This is a genomic window from Acidobacteriota bacterium (assembly GCA_016716905.1).
GTDB lineage: Bacteria > Acidobacteriota > Vicinamibacteria > Vicinamibacterales > SCN-69-37 > SYFT01.
This window is the reverse complement of record JADJUS010000004.1, coordinates 1,535,813-1,555,224: the sequence shown is the minus strand read 5'-3', so window position 1 is coordinate 1,555,224 and position 19,412 is coordinate 1,535,813. Positions and strand designations below refer to the sequence as shown.

13 protein-coding genes are annotated in these 19,412 nt (G+C 63.9%); 9 read left to right on the top strand and 4 right to left on the bottom strand.

Going from position 1 to position 19,412, the window contains the following annotated elements:
* Window positions 1-4: 4 nt before the first annotated feature.
* Window positions 5-940, bottom strand: a complete 936-nt coding sequence (locus IPL75_10880; protein MBK9240747.1) for a sulfurtransferase — start codon at window positions 938-940, stop codon at window positions 5-7.
* Window positions 941-1,045: 105 nt separating this feature from the next.
* Between IPL75_10880 and IPL75_10875 the strand changes: the two genes are divergently transcribed.
* The 4 genes from IPL75_10875 to IPL75_10860 all read left to right on the top strand — a co-directional run bounded on the left by IPL75_10875 (window position 1,046) and on the right by IPL75_10860 (window position 6,135).
* A complete protein-coding gene (locus tag IPL75_10875; protein ID MBK9240746.1) occupies window positions 1,046-3,517 on the top strand; it encodes an ABC transporter permease in 2,472 nt (823 codons plus the stop codon).
* Between the two features lie 81 nt (window positions 3,518-3,598).
* Window positions 3,599-4,063, top strand: a complete 465-nt coding sequence (locus tag IPL75_10870; GenBank protein MBK9240745.1) for a winged helix-turn-helix transcriptional regulator — start codon at window positions 3,599-3,601, stop codon at window positions 4,061-4,063.
* Window positions 4,064-4,077: 14 nt separating this feature from the next.
* The gene (locus IPL75_10865; protein MBK9240744.1) at window positions 4,078-4,563 is read left to right on the top strand and encodes an N-acetyltransferase; all 486 of its coding nucleotides are present in this window, start codon (window positions 4,078-4,080) and stop codon (window positions 4,561-4,563) included.
* Window positions 4,564-4,596: 33 nt separating this feature from the next.
* The gene (locus IPL75_10860; GenBank protein MBK9240743.1) at window positions 4,597-6,135 is read left to right on the top strand and encodes a hypothetical protein; all 1,539 of its coding nucleotides are present in this window, start codon (window positions 4,597-4,599) and stop codon (window positions 6,133-6,135) included.
* A 54-nt stretch (window positions 6,136-6,189) separates the two neighbouring features.
* On the opposite strand, the gene IPL75_10855 is transcribed toward IPL75_10860, so the two are convergent.
* A complete protein-coding gene (locus tag IPL75_10855; protein ID MBK9240742.1) occupies window positions 6,190-7,398 on the bottom strand; it encodes a hypothetical protein in 1,209 nt (402 codons plus the stop codon).
* 54 nt (window positions 7,399-7,452) lie between these two features.
* Between IPL75_10855 and IPL75_10850 the strand changes: the two genes are divergently transcribed.
* From IPL75_10850 to IPL75_10840, 3 genes are all read left to right on the top strand, one after another.
* Window positions 7,453-10,629, top strand: coding sequence for a PD40 domain-containing protein (locus IPL75_10850; protein MBK9240741.1), 3,177 nt, complete (start codon window positions 7,453-7,455; stop codon window positions 10,627-10,629).
* Window positions 10,630-10,705: 76 nt separating this feature from the next.
* Window positions 10,706-11,749 carry an acetamidase/formamidase family protein gene (locus tag IPL75_10845; GenBank protein ID MBK9240740.1) on the top strand — a complete coding sequence of 348 codons (1,044 nt, stop codon included), beginning with the start codon at window positions 10,706-10,708 and terminating at the stop codon, window positions 11,747-11,749.
* Entirely contained in the window at window positions 11,746-12,021 is a 276-nt protein-coding gene (locus IPL75_10840) for a hypothetical protein (protein ID MBK9240739.1), read from the top strand. Before IPL75_10845 ends, IPL75_10840 begins: the two co-directional genes overlap by 4 nt.
* A 3-nt stretch (window positions 12,022-12,024) precedes the next feature.
* Here IPL75_10840 and IPL75_10835 read toward each other — a convergent pair whose 3' ends face one another.
* Complete coding sequence (locus IPL75_10835; GenBank protein MBK9240738.1) at window positions 12,025-13,062, bottom strand: NAD-dependent epimerase/dehydratase family protein; 1,038 nt, start codon at window positions 13,060-13,062, stop codon at window positions 12,025-12,027.
* A gap of 112 nt (window positions 13,063-13,174) precedes the next feature.
* Between IPL75_10835 and IPL75_10830 the strand changes: the two genes are divergently transcribed.
* A complete protein-coding gene (locus IPL75_10830; protein MBK9240737.1) occupies window positions 13,175-15,886 on the top strand; it encodes an ATP-binding cassette domain-containing protein in 2,712 nt (903 codons plus the stop codon).
* On the top strand, window positions 15,883-17,205 hold the full coding sequence (locus IPL75_10825) for a nucleotidyltransferase domain-containing protein (GenBank protein MBK9240736.1): 1,323 nt from the start codon (window positions 15,883-15,885) through the stop codon (window positions 17,203-17,205). The genes IPL75_10830 and IPL75_10825 overlap by 4 nt, the downstream gene beginning before the upstream one ends.
* Here the strand turns inward: IPL75_10825 and IPL75_10820 are convergent.
* On the bottom strand, window positions 17,193-19,406 hold the full coding sequence (locus tag IPL75_10820) for a hypothetical protein (protein MBK9240735.1): 2,214 nt from the start codon (window positions 19,404-19,406) through the stop codon (window positions 17,193-17,195). The two genes, IPL75_10825 and IPL75_10820, sit on opposite strands and share 13 nt — an antisense overlap.
* Window positions 19,407-19,412: the final 6 nt, after the last annotated feature.

Here is a 19,412-nt window from a genome sequence, read left to right as displayed (position 1 = left end):
TTTTTCACCACCCAAAGACACCGACGTCTTTTCCTCCACCCTTGACTGACGGATTGGTCACCGGCGCGTTCGGTAACCGTGACCACTCTTCGAACGACCCGTCATAGAGCAGCACGGGGAACCCGAGCAGTCGCGCGCCGAAAATGGTGGCGGTGGCCTGCTGACCGATGTGGCAATACGCCACCACCGTGTCGCCGGGCTTGACGCCCGCAGCGGTGAACAAGGCGCGCAGTTCATCCACCGTCTTGAACTGCGATGCGCCGTTCGTGATCTCGCTGAACGGCACGTTCACGGCCCCTTCGATGTGGCCGGTCTTGTGCGGGCGCTCGGCGCTGCCGCCGGTGGTCATGCCGTCGTAGAGCGTCTTCGCGCGCGCGTCCACGATCTTGAAGCCGGGCTTCGTCAGATGCTCCCGCACAAACGCGCCGTCCACCACCAGTGGCTGGATCTGCAGCGGCTTCAGGCTGCCCTGCGTGGCCGGCGGCGTCACATCGGACGTGGGCCGGCCCGCGGCCACCCATCCGGTGAGGCCACCATCAAGCAACGACGCGCGGCTGCCCAGGCCCGCATAGTCCAACGTGAGCATCACGCGTGTGCTCGACTGGATTGAATTGATCGCCGGGTAGACCACGATGCGGGACGAGTCAGACACGCCGAGGGATTCGAGCTTCGCCTTCAGTTGATCGGCGGGCAACATCTGCAGCGTGAGCCCAGTCGCGCTCGCGTCCGATACCGACACATCCGCCAGTGTGATCAGGCGCGCGCCTGGAATGTGGGTTGGGTAGTCGCGCGCGGTGCCCACATGCAACAACACAAGGTCCGCATCGTTCAGATGCTCGGCCAGCCAGGCGGCAGACACAAGGCGCGGCGCCTGAGCCTGAACCGCCGGCGAAACCGATAGCAAGGACACCATCACAACCGAAATCACAGACATCAACATGGCATCATCTTCTCACTTGTCTTCCGTCACAGCGATGGTATCGTCGGCGTCCGGCCGGGTGTCCGGATCTGCGCAGAAACTGCAATGCGGGGTGAGGGGGAAACGATGAGCGGCTTCTGGTACGACATTCGGTCCGGCATCCGGCAGTTGCAGCGCCATCGCGCGTTCACGGCCCTGGCGGTCGGCGTGCTCGCGCTCGGCATCGGCATCAACAGCGCCATCTTCAGCGTGGTCTACACGGTGTTCTTCAAACCGTGGCCGATTGAGAAACCGGAAGAGGTCGCGTTCATCTATCGAAATCAATGGAACCGCACGGTCTGGCCCGTCTCGTTTTACGGGCCGAAGCGACAGGAATTCCTTGAGAGCAATCCTGGTGTTACCGCGCTCGGTTCCTACTGGGGCATTGCACGCGATATCGAAGTCGAGGGCCTGACCGAGCGCACATGGGGCGAGTGGGTTTCGTCGAACTACTTCGACGTGCTCGGCGTGCGCCCCATCATCGGGCGCACGTTCACCGCCGACGACAACCAGACGAATCCTGACGCCGGCATCGTCATCAGCGATGCGCTATGGCGCGAGCGATTTGGCCGAGATCCTGGTGTGGTCAGCCGTACGCTCCGCATTCACAAACGCGAGGTGCCGGTCGTTGGAGTCACGGGACCGGAGTTCCGGGGGCTCACCGGCGTGTGGACTCCTTCCCGCTGGTGGATGGTTGGCGAGCAGGTCAGCCCTCGCGCGGGCTTGAGCGCGTTCTTCCGCATGAAGCCCGGTGTCACGGCGGAACAAGCGCAACTGAGCGCCAACATCCTGGGTGATCGGGAGAATGAAGCGGGCCGGCTCGTGCGGCCGCAGTATGCCTTACCTCCAGGCGTGCCGTACTATCTCGTCAGGTCTGCGAACGACGTCCGGCTTCCCCACGAGTTCGGCAGCACGATCGTCCCTGAACGTGTCGCCGCCGCACTGTCTGTAGTTGTCGTGATGGTGCTCGTCATTGCCACCGTGAACATCGCCGGCCTGCTCCTCGCGCGCGGAATGACGCGCACGAACGAAATTGCAACGCGGCGGGCGCTTGGCGTTACGCCCCTCCGGCTCTCACGACAACTGCTTACCGAAACCATTTTGCTCACGTCGGCCGGCGGCGCGCTCGGGCTATTGCTCGCGTGGAATCTCGTCAACCTGTTCACCGCGCTCACGCCGGACAACTTCACGATTGATGCCGGCTTTGATCTCCGCATGGTGGGGTTCACCGCTGTTGTGTGTCTGGGCAGTGGCCTGCTGATCGGACTCGCGCCGGTGCGACAGGCCTTGAAGGTGGATGTCCTTTCCGCCCTCGCCGGCGGCTACCGTGATTCCGGCCGGCACCAGCGTCGCCTTCGCCACTGGGTGGTGGTGCCGCAGGTAGCCCTTTCTCTCCTCCTGCTCATCGTCACTGGCGTTCATGTGCGGTCCCTTCGTCAGTTGGAGGGCATTCCCCTCGGATATGAGCCGGACCAGGCCACCGTGCTGACACTGTCGCGCGTCAGGCCTGAAGACGAGGACAGGACCACCCGCCGGCCCGATGCCGTAATCGCGGCGGAGCACCAGGCGCTCTACCGAACGCTCTACAACACGATTACATCGATGCCTGGCGTACACGCCGGCTTGATCGGGTACCTTCCGACGCGGTCCACTTCCACGCCTGATGTCGCGACTTCCGAGGTCGCATACGCGACGGGCCGCACCGACGACCTGCCCGTTCAACGGTTCGATGTCTCTCCGGGGACGTTTGAGGCCCTGGGTATGCGGGTGCTCGACGGTCGCGACTTCGACGAGCGCGACACACGACAAGTACGAGGCGTCGCGGTCGTTAGCCAGTCCGTGGCGCGCCGTCTGTGGCCCGACAGGCGAGCCGTCGGCGAGCGCATCGCGGCCATGTCTCCTCAACAGAGCAACGCCAAGTACGAGTGGTTTGAAGTCATCGGCGTCGTCAACGACACCACCGCTGTCCTGCCAAAGGCGACGGACGCCGGTCGTATCTACATGACACTCGGGCAAGACTGGCGGCCATGGGCGTGGAACCTTGTGGTGCGAGGCGCCGGCCCGGACACGATTACTGCACTCCGGGCGAAGATCGGAGGCGTCGACCCCTTCACTGCAGCCACGCAGGTGCGGCCAATGACGGCCTACGTGGACGAACTGCTCTATCCGCGCCGGTTGGCTGCCGCGATTCTCGGCGTTTCCGGACTTGTGGGCCTCGGACTCGCGTGCGTCGGACTCTACGGCGTGGTGTCGTTCTCAGTCGCACGCCGGCTGCGCGAACTTGGGATTCGCGCCACGCTCGGCGCACGGCCTGCTGACCTCGTGCGCCTCGTTCTTGAGGAAGGCGGGCGCATGGCTGCCATCGGCGCCGTGCTTGGGTTCGCCGGCGGCATCGCCGCGCTCCGCTACACCGCACACATGGCCGAAGGCATCCCCCAGGCCGACTGGCTGGTGTTTGCTTCGGTGCCCGCCGCCCTCGGCGCTGCAATCCTTGTCGCCTGTTACCTCCCTGCGCGGCGCGCAGGTCGTGTGGACCCGGTCGAGACGCTCAGAGAGTGATCGGAAAGTAGGAAAGTGGTGAAGTAGGAAAGTGGTGACGTAGTTGCCCATATAGTTGCGTTGTGCAACAATCTTCGCCGGATGCCGCGCTCAACTGCCCGCAAGCGCACGATCACCGACGTCTCGCAACTGATTCAGTCGTTTGCACGCTTTTATCAGTTGCGCCGGCGCGATGACCTTTGCCGGCACGGCGTCACCGTCAGTCAGTGTTACGCCCTTGAGACCATCGTGGCGGCCGGCGAGATTGGCGTCACTGAACTGGCGAACGAACTGGCCCTCAACAAGAGCTCGGCCAGCCGGGTCGTCGAGAGCCTGCGTGGCCTGGGGCTGGTCACGTGGGCGCCGGCGCCAGGCGACGCCAGGGCGAAGCGGGTGACGCCCACCCGCGCCGGCGGCGCGCTGTCACGGCGTATTCATGCAGACATTGAGCAGGAGCACACCCGACTCTTGAATGCTCTGCCATCGAGAGACATTGAGGCCTGCCGACAATTGCTGTCGTCACTGGTTTCGGACAGACGGTCGCCTCGAAAGGGGCCATCACGATGAAGGAGTGGATCGCAATGGACGTGCGGCCGATGACCGAACACGACTGGCCAACAGTGCGGGCGATCTACGACGAAGGCATCGCCACGCGCAATGCGACGTTCATCACCTCATCCCCCGAGTGGCCGGAATGGGACAGTGGCCACCTTCCCACCTGCCGCCTCGTCGCGACAGCCGACGGTCAAGTGCTGGGCTGGGCGGCACTGAGCCCGGTTTCCAGCCGGTGTGTGTACGCGGGCGTGGCAGAGGTGAGTGTCTACGTGGCGGCCAGCGCTCAGGGCCGCGGCATTGGGCGCACGCTGCTTTCGGCGCTGGTCGAAGCGTCCGAGGCCAAGGGCCTCTGGACCCTCCAGGCCGGCATCCTCCCGGAGAACGAGGCCAGCGTTGCCATCCACGAACGCTGCGGCTTCCGCATCGTCGGCCGTCGCGAGCGGCTGGGAAAAATGGACGGCGTGTGGCGGGACGTGCTCCTGCTCGAACGCCGTTCGTCACAGATCGCTTGAGGACCGGTCCCGACGGGACTACGATCACCGCGCATGTACGCACATCGGCTTCGCTGGGGTCTGACCACTCTTTGCATCGCGCTGGCACTGACCACCGCCACCACCATTGCGACTGCTCAAACACCGTTGCCGGCAGGCCTTGATGCCGGGCCTCACGCCGTGGGGTTTCGGGTCATCACGGTCAGCGACCCGTCGCGCCCGACTATCGCGAGCCGCGCGCGCCAACTGCGGCTGCACGTCTGGTACCCCGCCGCGTCGGGTGCCGGCGACCCACTCACCATTGCCGGCTATCTCGCCACTGGCAATCAGGGTAACGCTCCGGGCGTCGTTACGGCTCACCGGCAAGACGTCACGCGCCTTCTGGCGCTCGCTCCGAGTGACGACGAGTGGGCGCAGTATTTGGCGTTCGGGATGCAGGCGCGCCTCAATGCCCCGCCGGTGGCGCAACGCTTCCCACTCGTTGTCGGCATCCTGCGGCCCGTATCGGTGGCTGTCGGTGCAGAGCACCTGGCCTCGCACGGGTACGTCGTGGCGTATGTCGAACGCCAGCCTTCCGAACCATTCGCCGCCGAGGGACTCATCCTTGAAGGGCTGATTCTCAACGAACATCAACGCGACATGCAGCTGGCGATCGCGCGGCTGCAGGACGAGCCGAATGTGGACGCCGGCCGACTTGGGCTTGCGGGCTTCGCCACTGACGGCCTGGCGCAGTTGCCGCTGGCGATGCGCCATCCCGATGTGGATGCGGTGGTGCAGTTCGAGTCCAATTGGCTGCCCACGGGAGTGAGCAGTTATCAGAAGGTCGCCGCCTTTGACCCGACGGCCCTGCGCGTTCCGCTGTTCTTTGCGTACAGCGAGAACCTCGGGCGCAACACGCTGCAGCAGGTGGGCGAGATTGAAGACATGCGCTATGCGTCGCGGTACCTGCTCTACTTCGGCGAGCCCCGGATCACGCCACTGGACTTCGCCACCGAAGGCGTGGTGCTCGCATCCATCATGGAGCGACGTAAGGCCGCGCGCGACGGTGTCACGCGCGTATTCCTGGCCACGCACCTGTACCAGCGCCGCTTCCTGGACGCGTTTGTGAAAGGTGACGCCGCAGCGCGAGCGACGCTCGAGACCGTGCCGGTGCCTCGGTCTGGCGGCGCGATGATTGAACTCACGGCCTTGCCGGCCGCCACGCCGGCGATGACCCGGACCGCGCTGAGGACACTGCTTGACGCGAATCTGACCGACGCGCTGGCCCGTGCCCGCGAGGATCTGGCTCGCGACCCCAAGGCCCAGGTGTTTGATGCGGCATGGCTCAGCGCGCTGGGTAATGACGCGGTGATTCGCGGGCAGACCGACCGCGCGATTGCCGTCTACACGTTGGCGACCGAGGCCGCGCCGAAATCGGCACAGGCCTTCGACTCGCTGTCGGAGACGCTGGAACGTGCCGGACGCCGGGGCGAGGCTCTGACGGCAGCCGAGAAGGCGCTGGCCGCGCTGCCGGGCGACTCGAGCCTCTCGGCTGCGGATCGGCAGACCCTGTCGGACGGGCTCAAAGCGCGCATCGCCCGCATCAAGACGTGAAAAAGACGCGGCCAGTAGCTGAAATCGCCGGGTCTTCAGACCCGGCTACACGCCTTACGGCTTTCGGGCGCGGACGGTCACGGTGTAGGAGTTCTCGCCGTTCAGGTTGATCAGTGCGACAAACGCGCGGCCTTCTGCCGTGCGGCCAATCGTGCCTGACTGCGACACTGCCGACACTTCCCATCCAGCCGGCAACAGCACGGTATTGCGCAGGCCGCGCATGGTTCGGGTAAGCACGAGGTCGCCACCTTCAAGCTTGTAACTGCCGTCGGTGATAGTCCCTGTCAACCGCAAGTGTGCACTCTGGTGCTCTTTGGTGATCGGCACTTCAAGTTTGGCCATGGCTACCGATCGCGGCGCACTCAAGGACGGGCCCTGACCAGACAATGGGAGGGCTTTTGCCGTATCGAGGTCAATGACCTTCAGGTCCTTCAACGCCAGGTACGAGAGACTGTCGAGGAGGACACCATCGCCCTTGCGATAGTCGCTGTACGTCTGCTGCACACTGAACGTGCCTGCGGAGGGATCGCCAAGGTCATACAACGTCTTCATGTCGTCAAAGAACATGTCGGTGTACGGCGCCGGCGTGAACGTCGCCGCGGTCTTGCGCGCGTGAATGGTCACGGGATTGCTCTGGCCGCTGGGGTTCGCAAAGGCCAGGCGCAGCTGGCCGCTCGCGGTGGTGGAGACCTGAGCTGCGACGTTTGATGACAGGAACGCGAAGCCCTTGGGCAGCAGGACGCCGAGCCGATATCCACTCAGGCTGCGGACCCAGACAATATCTTCGCCATTCATCATGTAGGTGCGCGCGTCTTTGTAGGTTTTGAAGATCACCACGCGGCCGATGCCCCCCTCAGGCACAGGGAACGGCAACGGCGCATGAATGGCATGTTCGTCCGGCGTGGCGCCGACCTCGTACGTGAACTTGATGGGGTTGCCCGTGCGAGGGTCGTAGACCTCAATGCCCGAACCTTCGCTGCCGCCGCGTGTGGCGTTGACAATCTCCGTCGCACCGGCGCGGCCGTTTTCGGTCAGGAATCGTATGCGGAACGACTCGCTGCCGGGCGCCAGAATTTCGTACTCGGTGTAGGCCTCCTGCGTGAAAAGGCTTCTGACCGGCGCGGTTGGCCGCAACGAGCCATCCGGGTTCGTGCCGCCGGGAAACTGGCCGCCGCGGCCTTGACCCGCCGCAATTCCAGCCGCAGCCCACGCGGCCACGCCACACACCACCGCACCAGCCACCAGTCGTCGAGTTGAGGTCATGACCGCAAGTTATACCACCGGCTCTGCCGGGGGCCTGGTGTAAAGTCACGGGCTATGCGATCCACACTGACTCTCGCGCTCGCGGCCTTTCTGGCAGTGGCTGGGCTGGCCTCTGCCGAACCCATCAAGTTCGCCCGCTACCCCCATGTGAGCCAGGGCAAACTCGTCTTCAGTTACCACGGCGACATCTGGATCGCGAACGAGAACGGCTCCAACGCCACGCGACTCACAGCCCATGTCGCCCGGGATGTCTTTCCGCGTCTCTCGCCAGACGGCCGATGGGTGGCGTTTTCGTCGGACCGTTACGGCAACAACGACGTGTTCATCATCCCCGCTGCGGGAGGTGAACCGAAACAATTGACGTACGCCACCACGCCGGACACGGTCCTCAACTGGACGCCCGACGGCAAGGGCATCATGGTGGCCACCAGCCGCGCCGTCAGCCCCTGGCGCAGCCCGATCTACATCGTGCCGATCGATGGCAGCCTGCCGACGCCGATGCCTATCGACGGCGGCGTCCAAGGCATGCTCAAACAGGACGGCTCGACGCTCGCCTTCAACCGGATGGGCGCCACCTACTGGCGCAAAGGCTATCGCGGCAACCGCACAGACGACATCTGGCTGCAGGACACGAAGACGCAGAAGATCACGCGCCTGACCGACACCAATCTGCGCGACTACAAAGACTTCACGCAGGACGTGTACCCGATGTGGGGCCGAGACGGCCAGATCTACTTCGCGTCGGAACGCAGCGGTCACTTCAACATTTTCCGCATCGCGGCCAGCGGCGGCGCCCCCCAACAGGTGACCCGTCATGCAGACGACGGGGTGCAGTTTCCGTCGATGAGTCCTGACGGATCGACCATCGCGTACGAGAACGAATTTGAAGTGTGGACGCTGAAGGTGGGCCAGACCACGCCGACGCGCGTGACGATCGACCTGGCCTTTGACCCGAAGACCAATCTGACTCGCACGGTGGAGACGCAGAACCGGCCTGACGGATTCGCGATCACGGCAGATGGTGACTACGCCGCGATCGACACCCGCGGCGAAATCTTCATCGTCCCCACCGACCCAGAATTCGGCGAGAAGCGACAGGTCACGAGCAATTCGTGGCGTCAGCGCAACCAGGAGTTCTCGCCCAACGGCAAGTGGCTCGCCTACACGTCGGATGAATCGAAGGAAGAAGAAATCTGGGTGCACGATCGTGACTCCGGCGCCAGCCGGAAGTTGACGACGCACCCGTCGTTCAAGGTGATCGCGGGGTTCTCTCCCGACTCTACTCGCCTGGCGTGGGTGGGCAATAACCGGCTGTTCGTCACGGCTGTCGAGAGTGGGACGACCACAGAACTCGGCTACAACCTTGCGGGCGGATATACGGTGACCGGATGGTCGCCCGACGGCAACTGGCTCGTCTACACCAAGCGCGATCGCGATCAGAACGCGGATGTCTTCCTGATGGAAGTCGCCACGAAAGCCGAGCACAACGTCACGCAGAACCCGTGGAACGAAGGACAGGCGGTCATCACGCCCGACGGCAAGAGCGTGGTGTTCACCAGCAACCGCGTTGACGGTATCAATCAGGTGTTCGTTGTCCCGCTCGCCCGTCTCACCGAAGACCCGAACGACCCGCTCGTCAAGGAGCGGATCAGGAAAGCGGCCGCGGCCGCAGGCGGTGGACGAGGAGGTGGCGCAGGGGCGGGCTCAGGGCAAGCTGCCGCTGCACCGGCCCTGACGCGGCCGGACATCGCGCGCATCGACCGGCGCGCGGTGGCGATCACATCAGGCGCGAATCCGGTGCTCGGTTTCTTCCTCTCCACCGATGGCCGCACGGTGTACTTCCGGTCTCGTGACGACCAGGGCCCCGCGCTGTTTTCGGTCGCGATTGACGGACGCGACCGGCAACGGCTGGTCGCTGGTGCATTTGCCGGCCTCGTGCCGACAGCCGATCGCCGCAAGGTGTTTTTCACCGAGAACAACGAACTGTTCGGCATGGAGATGGCCGGCCAGCGTCGTCGGACGCGCGTGACGTTCACGGTCAACGTCCGCGTCGATCAACGGCAGGAGTGGGCGCAGATTCTGGACGAGTCGTGGCGGGTCATGAAATACCGCTTCTACGACGAAAAGATGCACGGCAAGGACTGGAACGCCCTGCGGGCGAAGTACGAGCCGTTGCTGAAGTATGTGGGCGCCAACGAAGACGTCTATGACCTGGCCAACGAGATGATCGGCGAACTGAACGCCTCGCACACCGGTGTCAGCGGACCCGGTAGCGACCCGCAGCCGAACGAGTATCAGACGCGATACCTCGGCTTCGAAATGGCGCCAGACGCCGGCCGTTACAAGATCACGCATGTCTACAACGACGGGCCGGCTGACAAGGAGTGGCTGAACCTCAAGGTGGGCGATTACGTGTTGGCCATCGACGGTGTGCAGGTGAAAGCCGGTGAGAACTACTGGCCACTGCTCAACAGTCCGCTCAACGAATACGTGGACCTGACGGTGGCCTCCACCGCCGCCGGAGCTGACACGCGCGAGGCCCGCATCAGGTCTGTGGCCTCACTCAACGCGATCAAATACGACGCGTGGGTCGCGCACAACCGTGAGGTGGTGGACAAGGCCACCAATGGTGACATTGCGTACGTCCACATTCAGTCGATGAATCAGCCGTCGCTGGTCAAGTTTCAGAACGAGATCAACCAGTTCTGGAACAAGAAGGGCATCATCGTGGATATCCGCTTCAACGGCGGTGGCAACACCGACCAGGAAATCATCGACATCCTCGAGCGGCGGCCCTACGAATACTGGAACAGCCGCTGGGGCGCGCCCGAATGGGGCCGGCGGCCGCGTCAGGCCATCGCGGGGCCGAAGGTCATGATGGTTAACGCGCGATCGGGCTCCGACTCTGAAGTAACGCCGATGGCGTTCAAGCAACTCGGCCTTGGACGCGTGGTGGGCAACCCCACCGCAGCCGCCGTCATCGCCACGGGCTCGTACGCGCTCATCAACGGCGGTTCCATCCGCACGCCCGGCTCCCTCGTCGTCACCTACGACCCCGAGCGGCCGAACAACTGGGGCATCAACCTCGAAAACTACGGCGTGGCGCCGGACGTGTTTGCCGAGAACACGCCGGAAGACGAACTCGCCGGCTTCGATCGCGAGCTGAAAGCGGCGATTGATGAGGTACTCAGGATGCTCAAAGAGGGGCTGTACCAATACCGGGGGAAATAGGTCCAGGGTCCAGGGTCCAGGGTCCAGGGTCCAGGGTCCAGGGTGCTGAGGTGCTGAAGTGCTGGAGGGAATGAGAATGCGGAAAGTGGTGCGCTCGATTGGGCTGATGGCGGCGATGGCGGCGATGGCCATTGGTGTGCCGGCGCTGGTGGCGCAGGGGCCCAAAACGCATCGGCTTGAGGCGACGCCTGAGACGGTGGCGTATGGGTACTACTGGTCGGAGGCGAAGCCGGTGTTGCGGATCGCGTCGGGCGACATCATCGACGTCGATACCCTGCTGACGAACACGCCGAACGGCCTCACGCGCGCGGGCGTGCCGGCAGAGAAGATCCAGGAGTCGCTCAAGGCGATCGTGGCCGGGGTCACCGGCGATCGCCGGGGACCCGGCGGCCACATTCTGACAGGCCCGGTTTACGTGGAAGGCGCTGAGCCTGGCGATGTGCTCGAGGTCAAGGTCCTGTCGATCGATCTCCCCATCGACTACGGCTACAACGGATGCAGCGGATTCATCCCGGCCAACTGCGACCGTGCTCAGGGCACGAAGATCATCCAGCTCGATCGCAAGACGATGACGGCTGAGTTTTTGCCGGGGATTGTGATTCCGCTCAAGCCGTTCTTCGGGAGTATGGGTGTGGCGCCGGCGCCGGAAGTGGGCCGCGTCAGCAGCAATCCGCCGAGCCGGCACGCCGGCAACCTCGACAACCGTGAACTGGTGGCTGGGTCCACGCTCTTCATCCCCGTGTTTGTGCCGGGCGCATTGTTTGAAGTCGGCGACGGCCACGCGGCACAGGGTGATGGCGAAGTAGACCAGACCGCCATCGAGACGTCGCTGCGCGGAAAGCTGCAGCTGACCGTTCGCAAAGACATGCGCCTGACCTGGCCGCGCGCGGAGACTGCGACCGACTACATCGCCATGGCCACCGACCCAGATCTGACCGTGGCCACCACGCTCGCCATTCAGGAGATGGTGGACTTCCTCGCGTCAGCCAAAGGCCTGACGAAGCACCAGGCCTATCAACTGGTGAGCATCGCCGGACATGTGGCGATCACGCAGCTCGTGGACAAACCCAATCTGGGTGTCCACGTGAAGCTCCCCAAGGCGATTTTCGTCACGAAATGAAGCACCGCGCGGCGGTCATCGTCTGCGCAATTGACCTGGCCATCTGGGTGGTGATCACGATCGTGCTGGTCACGTCGGGCTCGGATCCGGCCACGGGGGGACTCGATACCGCCGCCGTGGTTGCGGTCACCCTGCTCCTGGCAGTCACCACGCTGCCGGCGTTCCTGCTGGCTCGCGGCAGACGCTATCCAGGCGCCGCGCTCTCCCTGGCGCTCGCCTTCCCCGCCGCTTTCCTCGTGCTGCTCGTCCTGGTCGCGGCATCTCTGCCGTAAAGGTCAGGATGCCTGCTCGTAGTGGGCAATCAGCTCTGAGAGGATCTGGGGAAGGGTGTGCCGGATCTGCCACGCCGGAAAGTGACTTCGGAGCTTTGTGATGTTCGAGATGTAACAGACATGGTCTCCGACGCGCGGCGCTTCACGGTAGGAACATTCCAGGTTGTGCCCCGCGCCTTTCAGGAACGCGATCGCTTCGAGGATCGACACGCTGTTTTCGCGCCCGCCACCAAGGTTGTAGACCTCGCCAGCGCGCGGCGCGGCATGAAACGCCAGGAACAGGTCCGCCACATCACTGGCGTGAATCTGGTCGCGTACCTGCTTGCCTTTGTAGCCGTTGACCACATACGGCACACCACGAACGGCACACTTGACGATGTAGTTCAGGAACCCGTGCAGTTCCACGGCGGCATGATGCGGACCTGTGAGGCACCCACCTCTGAAGATCCCCACGGGCATCCCGAAATACCGGCCGAATTCCTGGCACACAATGTCGGCGGACAGCTTCGAGGCGCCAAACAACGAGTGCAGGCACTGGTCCACACTCATGGTTTCATCCACGCCGTTGGGGTTGTCACGGTAGTCCCAGCGCGTGGGTGTCTCGATGAGCGGCAGATCGTTCGGATGGCTCCCGTAGACCTTGTTGGTGCTGACAAAACAAAACGGCGACTCCGGCGCGAACTCCCGGGCCGCGGTCAGCAGATTCAGGGTCCCCACGGCGTTAATCTCAAAATCCTCGTAGGGAATGCTCGCCGCCATGTCGTGTGAGGGTTGCGCCGCCGCGTGCACGATCAGCGCCGGCCGCGTGGCCCGCATCAGGTCGCGCATCGCTGCCCGGTCGCGGATGTCGAGCGCGTGGTGCTGGTAGCCCCGCACCTCCCGGGTCAACGACTCCACGACGGCCCTCGTACTCGCAGCCGGCCCGAAGAGCTGCGCGCGGGTGTCGTTGTCGATGCCGGTTACCTCCCAGCCACACGCGCCGAACGTCCTCGCACACGCCGACCCGATCAACCCGCCGGATCCTGTAATCAATGCCTTCATGTCCGGCTGGCCTCTCCACTCTCCCGGCGCGGCGGCACTAGAATTGACTAATGCACCGTCGCGGGAGCCGCATCAGGATATCAATTCGGACGCCGGCGGCGGTTTGGGCGCAATGAGCCTGTTCGCGTTGGGGGCTCCGCGTGGGCGCGTGCGCGTCGATCGGGGCACCGTTCGCACCGACACGGGCGAACTGCTGCGCGGCGGAGCCGTGTGGGTCTACAAATACGGTGATGACACAGGCGTGACCCGCTACGCGTCGGATCCAGCGTACTACCGCCGCCTCCGACGCGCCCACGTGAATGCCGTCCGCGTCATCTGCTTTGACCCCTGGCAGAAGTCCCATGACTTCCCCTGCTACGACGTCACGAATCCACACGATCGTAAACGTCTGCTGAAGCGGCTCGATCGCATCGTCCACCTGGCCGGCCAGGCCGGGCTGTACGCCCTCATCAACTACCACGACGTGGGTCGCGTGGACCAGGACGCTGCCGACGCCTTCTGGCAAGCCGTTGCACCGCGCTACGCGCACCTGCCCCACGTGTTTTACGAACTTCTCAACGAACCGGTGCAGTGGTTCCCCGAACACTACACGCCGGAAGTCATCGCGTACCAGGAACGCTTGTACCGGACCGTGCGGACCCTTGCGCCCGAAACGCATCTGGTCCTGCTCACGTTCCCGAACACCGCCGGCTTCGTGGACGGATGCACCATGACAACCGTTGTCGAACAGCTCACCGCGCCTGATTGGAGTAACGCCTCGGTCGCTTTTCACGCCTACTACACCGGCGGGACCAGCGCTCCGATCCTGTCACTGCGGGAACGCGTCCCCGTCATCAACACCGAAGTTTGCGCTCTCGTGCCCCATGACGACGCCGACAAGGTGAAGCCCATGGACGGCGACGAGTGGGGCTCGCAGACCATGGAACGTATCGGCGTGAGCTGGTTCGCCTGGCTTGCGGACGGGCACGAACGATTCGCGGCGAACTTCGAACGAGGCTTCCTGGTTGATGCCCGGGAGAAGGGATATGAGTGGGTCGAGCCAGCCGTCCCGACATTGCCGATCCGTGCCTGCTCGCGCGTGATGGGTTTGCGCCCCAGACACGTCGCAGCGCTCACCGGCCTGTCGCTCGTCACGGCGGCGCTCGACGCCGTGATGCTGGTCCTGTTGGTGCCGATGATTCAGGGCGCGGTTGGAGGGAGCTTCGAGTTCCTGGCGAATACGCCGTTGCTGGGCTCCCTCACCAGCGGCGCCACCTTCGCGCGTGCGTTCCTGACGTTGGCGGGACTTGTATTTCTGACCGGACTGCTGCGAAACGCCTCACAGTTCGGGTTGGACATGACGGAAGGATGGCTCTATGGCCGGTTCTCCCAGGCGCTCTCGATATTTGCGTACGAGCGCTACCTTTCGTTCGGCAAAAGCTACTTCGACCGCAACGTCACCGGCCGGCTCAACGCCCTCATCGACTATCACCACGACGTACTGAACCTGTATCAAAGCGTGCTCCGTGCCCTGTCAACCACGCTGGTGGTGTGCGCCTACGTGGCGGTGATGCTCTTCATTTCCTGGCGGCTGACACTCGTGGCGCTCATCCTGTTTCCCCTCGTGCATGCCGCGTCGCGCTGGTTCCTGCGCCGCAGCACGGAAACCGCAGGCGAGATCAACGCGGCGAACCTCGAGGCCGGCCATCACAAGTGGCAGATGATGTCTGCCCTGCCGCTGTATCGGGCGTTCGCCTTTGAGAAAGGGGCACTGGCAGACTATCGCGGCGTAACCGAACGCCTTCGCCAGGCCAGCTTGCGTCTCTGGAAACTGCGCAGCGTCACGGCCCGCCTGCTCAGTTCGGGAACATTGGTGGCGCTGCTCGCGATGTTGACGATGGCTTTCGCCGTCGGACGCACGAGCCCTTCCCAAATGGCAGGCATGCTGGTGTTCTTCTTTGTGGTTCGGCTCGCGATGCCGGAACTGGCCCGCTTTCAGGCGATTGAGGCCGACGTCCTTGAGAAGTTGCCGAAGGCCAGAGAGTTTGCCCTGCTCTTTGACGACCGGGACAAATTCATCGTCCCGTCGGGCCGGCGCCCGTTTGCCGGGGTGCACACGGCGATTGAGTTTCGCGGGCTTACCTTTCGTTACCCCGATGGCCCGGATGTTCTGTCCGATATCAATCTGACACTTGAACGCGGCTCCACGGTCGCCATAGTCGGCCCAAGCGGCGCCGGAAAATCTTCGCTCACCCACGTGCTCCTGCGCTTCTACGACGTCGCGCCAGGCTCCATCCTCATCGACGGCATCGACATTCGCGACTATTCGATAGAGTCTCTTCGCCGTGGCATCGCCATCGTCAGCCAGAATGTGATGCTCCTGAATCAGTCCCTTCGCCACAACCTGGTGATTGGGCTCACTCGCGACGTGCACGACGATGAGATTAGGGCCGTGCTTCGGACGGCGCAGCTCGACGATGTATTGGAATCGCTGCCCCATGGCCTCGATACGCCGCTTGGGGAGGCCGGGTCGCGACTCTCCGCCGGCCAGCAGCAGCGGGTGGCGATTGCCAGGGCGATGCTGAAACACGCATCGCTCCTCATCCTGGATGAGGCCACGAGCGCTCTTGATTCGATGACAGAGGCGGCCGTGCAACAGACCATTGAGCGCGCGCTTGATGGCACCACGTCTCTGGTCATCGCCCATCGGCTTTCCACCATCCGCAATGCCGATCGCATCGCCGTCCTCGACGGCGGCAGGATCGTCGAGGCCGGCACGCTCGCCGAATTGCTGGAGCGAAAGGGTCTGTTTCACCAACTGTGGCAGCGTCAAACGTTTTCATGATTCCCTCGCGGCAGACCATCCGGCGCGTGGCCATTGCGGCCAACCGCTGGCCGGTGGTTGGCTGGATCAACCGCATTCCGTATCACCTGGCGGTCCGTTCCGTCACGACACTCTGCCGGCGTTATCCCGAGATTGCGTCGCTGCACGTGACAGGCAGTTTCGCCAGAAACGATTGGACCCCGGGCCTGAGCGACATCGACTTCAGCGTGCTGGTTCGCACCGGCCTGGACCCGCGCGCGGAGTTCACGTTCCTGCAGGATCTGTGGCGGGAGTATCGCCGGCGCGTGCGCTGGTTTCCCATGCTGGGGGAACTGGAGATTCTCCCGGAGGATCAGGCCGAGACCTTTTCGCGCCACGGCTTCACCGGGCACGAAATGCGGCACTGGCGCCGACTCTACGGATCGCCGCTGCCGTTTGCCCCTGCCACAGTTTCGCCGGAACGACTTCGGACGGAGCGATTGCGCCATGTGCTGAGGTTCTATCGCTATCACTTCCCTCGACAGTCGCGCCGGGGCGCAGCGGAGACCTGGCTGCGGTTGTATCGGAAGATCCATCGCGCGCTGGACGCTTCTGAGACTTCGCTCTCTCGCGATGCGACGGCGGCCGAGTTCATGGCCCCGTCACTGGCCGCGATCTCCTCTTACCGAACCGGTTCGCCGGCAATCGGCACCGCGGCCCCACCGGTACGTCCACTACAGACGGACACCAACCATGTGGCCCGTCGGCCATTGCCGCCCGCGATGGCAGGCGTGGCCGCCGACCTCCTCGGAGTGGCTGCCGGTCCGTGGGACCTCGATCACCCGTACGTGATGCTTGCAGACGACCTGCCGCTCGCGCGCGTGCAGGACGTCATGACCGCCGCAGCGTTGGCGTTTGACGAGCCGATTGTCTTCACACGTCGCGCATTCACCGACTTCGTGCACCTGGTTGATCCGTTCCTGTACTTCAACCTCCTCCGCAGCCGTGTGGTTTGGGGCGACGATGATCCCATTCCGGAGGTCGAGGCGCCAAGCCGCGATCTGGTGGACGCGGCCCTTCGGCGGTCGGCTTCCGATACCTACATCTTCCCCTTCACGGAATCGTTGGAACCGCTTGCGCCAGACGCGTTCCGCGATCTGTATCTCGGCTGGATTCTCCGGACGCTTCGGTATCTGGAGGACGGCGAGGTTGATCTGGATTTCCCCACGCTCGAGGCGTACTTCGGCGGCACCGGTCGGACCTGCTCGTCATTGCCCCTGTCGGGCGAGGAGCGGTTTGCGCTGTGCCGCCGCGCGGCCATCAACATCGAGCGCCTGGTCGCGGCCGCTCAATCGATGTAGATCCGCGAGATCTCCATGGAGAAGCTGCCTCCGCCAGACCACCGCGCCAGGCGGATTCTGGTTTGATCGATGCCATCGGCCCAGAAGGCGGAGAGCGGAATGACGTAGTCGCGGCGCTCGCCCAGGGTCAGGCCGAATTCGCGCAACTGGACGGCCGGAGTGTCGGTTTCCACGCCGTCCTTCGCCGCCATGACGAATCCCACGGTGAGGTACGGCAACTCTTCGCCGGTCACCAGCAGCGTGAAGTGCAGTTGCGTGAACGGGCTCAGGTCCACGCACTGCCAGTTGGTCTCCATGGCCAGCACCGCAGTGACCCAGGGGACTCCTGGCAGTCCGTCCAGCACCAGCCTCGGATGTCCGTCGCGCACCTCAGACGGGATGTGATTGGACGCATCTTTGCGAACGTTGCCACACCAGGAAAACGGAAACGACGAGCGAAAGATGCGGGAGGGATTGTAGAGGTTGAGTTGGCGCGGTCCACCGGCCTCTTCGTGCTCAACCGTGGAAAGCCGGCTCAGACTTGCAGGGCGTGTCCACCCCGGCATCTGGAACTCCGGTTTCTCGCGTGGCGTGAACCGCCCGTCGAATCCTGGGTGCGGCACACGCGCAAGACCCAACTCCCTGAACACGGCGTCCACACTCTCTCGAGTGTGCATCCGGCTCCGGTCACGGAGAATCCGTCGGGGCAGCCCATCCGGATCGGTCCAGGCCAACAGGCCCGAGTCGTCGAGGTGCAGCCACGTGTGGATTGGCGGAAGACCATCAGCGGCGTAGCGAACTCCGTCGTAGTTTCTATCCGCCAGCGGCCCGTGATAACAGTGCTTCAGGTCGAACGGCACGAAGTCGAATGCGGCGCGAAACGGCAGGTCCCGGTAGATGTCCTGGAAAAACCTGAACTGATAGAGCCAGGGGTCATAGGACAACTCGGGGCGATTCAGGAACTCGGAGACGAACATGCTGTCGCCGCAGCCGCCGAACGAAAAGGCATTAAACCCATCCGCGGCTTCGAGCATCGCGCGATGAAGTCCCCAGCAGATGCCCGGGTTCAAATTGAGATCCGTTGGACGGGCGAGCTGATATGACGAGGCGAGGGAACTCCACTTCCAGTCGGGATCAACCGTGTCGGCCACCACCTCGAATCCATGGACCGCCCGCGCGGGATTGTCGCGCAGCCGTTGACGAATCTGCCGGAACAGGTCGGGCCGCTCGCAGTAGACATCCGCGTCGATGAAGAGAAAGTAGTCGTACTGATGGTGCTGCAGCGCGGCCCGCCAGCCGATATTGAACATCGGCTCCTTCTGAAACAAGTCTGCGTTCGCGGGACCACCGGGCACGGGCACATGGGTCACGCCTGCCAGCACATCGGCTGGGTAGCGCGACGCGCCTCCGTCCGTGATCTCAACCAGGTACACATCAGCCAGCAGGTCCTGCCGACGCTGGCGCCGCAGGCCTTCGGTGTGCGCCTCCACACGCAGAGGACTGTCACCGAAGACCGCGACAATCACGGCGGTGTCGGTCTGGTCGCTGGCTTCCCGGATGATGTGGTCCTCGGCAAGGCCGTAGGTGAGGATGTCCACGTAGAGCTTGTTGTTGTGCGCGCCGGCCGGGGTCAGATTGCCGAGGTCCCAGGCCTGCACATGTTTCGGATGGAAGAGCCGCGTCGTGTCTCGTTCAATGGGCAGGAGGTTGCGCAACAGGCCGGTGAGGGCCGTGTCCCAGTGTGGTTCTCCTAAAACGAAGTCCGGAAAATGTGGCCGCATCTCGGCGTAGAGCGAAGCCCGGATGGCATAGGCGTCCATCCCGATCGGGAAGGGCGTGCGAGGAAACGAGTAGAGTTCGGCGAGCGTGGCGGGATTGTTCAACACGTCCTGACGCTGATACTCCACAACAGTTCCTGGACGAGCGCCCAGGTTGTCGTAGAAATCAGGCGACAGAGAACAGTCCACGTTGCCGCAGAGAAGCCAATCGCCCGGCTCGGCCAGTTCCAGCGCCTGGTCGAGGAGGTCGCGCAGGAACGGCTTGTATGGGGAATCGCCCAACTGCGCCGCCGTGCGCCGCACCGGCCTGGTCACCCACCCCGTGCGCGCCCATTGGTCGGCCACGGCCACGTTGACCACATGGCTGCGCCGCGCGCCGTCAACACTTTGGAGAAAGAGATCCTGCCGTTCGCCAAGCGCCCCGCCGTTGACCCAGGGGAACACCACATG

Coding starts and splice junctions, on each gene's coding strand:
- IPL75_10880 (MBK9240747.1), bottom strand. CDS start 940: ATGTTGATGTCTGTGATTTCGGTTGTGATGGTGTCCTTGCTATCGGTT.
- IPL75_10875 (MBK9240746.1), top strand. CDS start 1,046: ATGAGCGGCTTCTGGTACGACATTCGGTCCGGCATCCGGCAGTTGCAG.
- IPL75_10870 (MBK9240745.1), top strand. CDS start 3,599: ATGCCGCGCTCAACTGCCCGCAAGCGCACGATCACCGACGTCTCGCAA.
- IPL75_10865 (MBK9240744.1), top strand. CDS start 4,078: ATGGACGTGCGGCCGATGACCGAACACGACTGGCCAACAGTGCGGGCG.
- IPL75_10860 (MBK9240743.1), top strand. CDS start 4,597: ATGTACGCACATCGGCTTCGCTGGGGTCTGACCACTCTTTGCATCGCG.
- IPL75_10855 (MBK9240742.1), bottom strand. CDS start 7,398: ATGACCTCAACTCGACGACTGGTGGCTGGTGCGGTGGTGTGTGGCGTG.
- IPL75_10850 (MBK9240741.1), top strand. CDS start 7,453: ATGCGATCCACACTGACTCTCGCGCTCGCGGCCTTTCTGGCAGTGGCT.
- IPL75_10845 (MBK9240740.1), top strand. CDS start 10,706: ATGCGGAAAGTGGTGCGCTCGATTGGGCTGATGGCGGCGATGGCGGCG.
- IPL75_10840 (MBK9240739.1), top strand. CDS start 11,746: ATGAAGCACCGCGCGGCGGTCATCGTCTGCGCAATTGACCTGGCCATC.
- IPL75_10835 (MBK9240738.1), bottom strand. CDS start 13,062: ATGAAGGCATTGATTACAGGATCCGGCGGGTTGATCGGGTCGGCGTGT.
- IPL75_10830 (MBK9240737.1), top strand. CDS start 13,175: ATGAGCCTGTTCGCGTTGGGGGCTCCGCGTGGGCGCGTGCGCGTCGAT.
- IPL75_10825 (MBK9240736.1), top strand. CDS start 15,883: ATGATTCCCTCGCGGCAGACCATCCGGCGCGTGGCCATTGCGGCCAAC.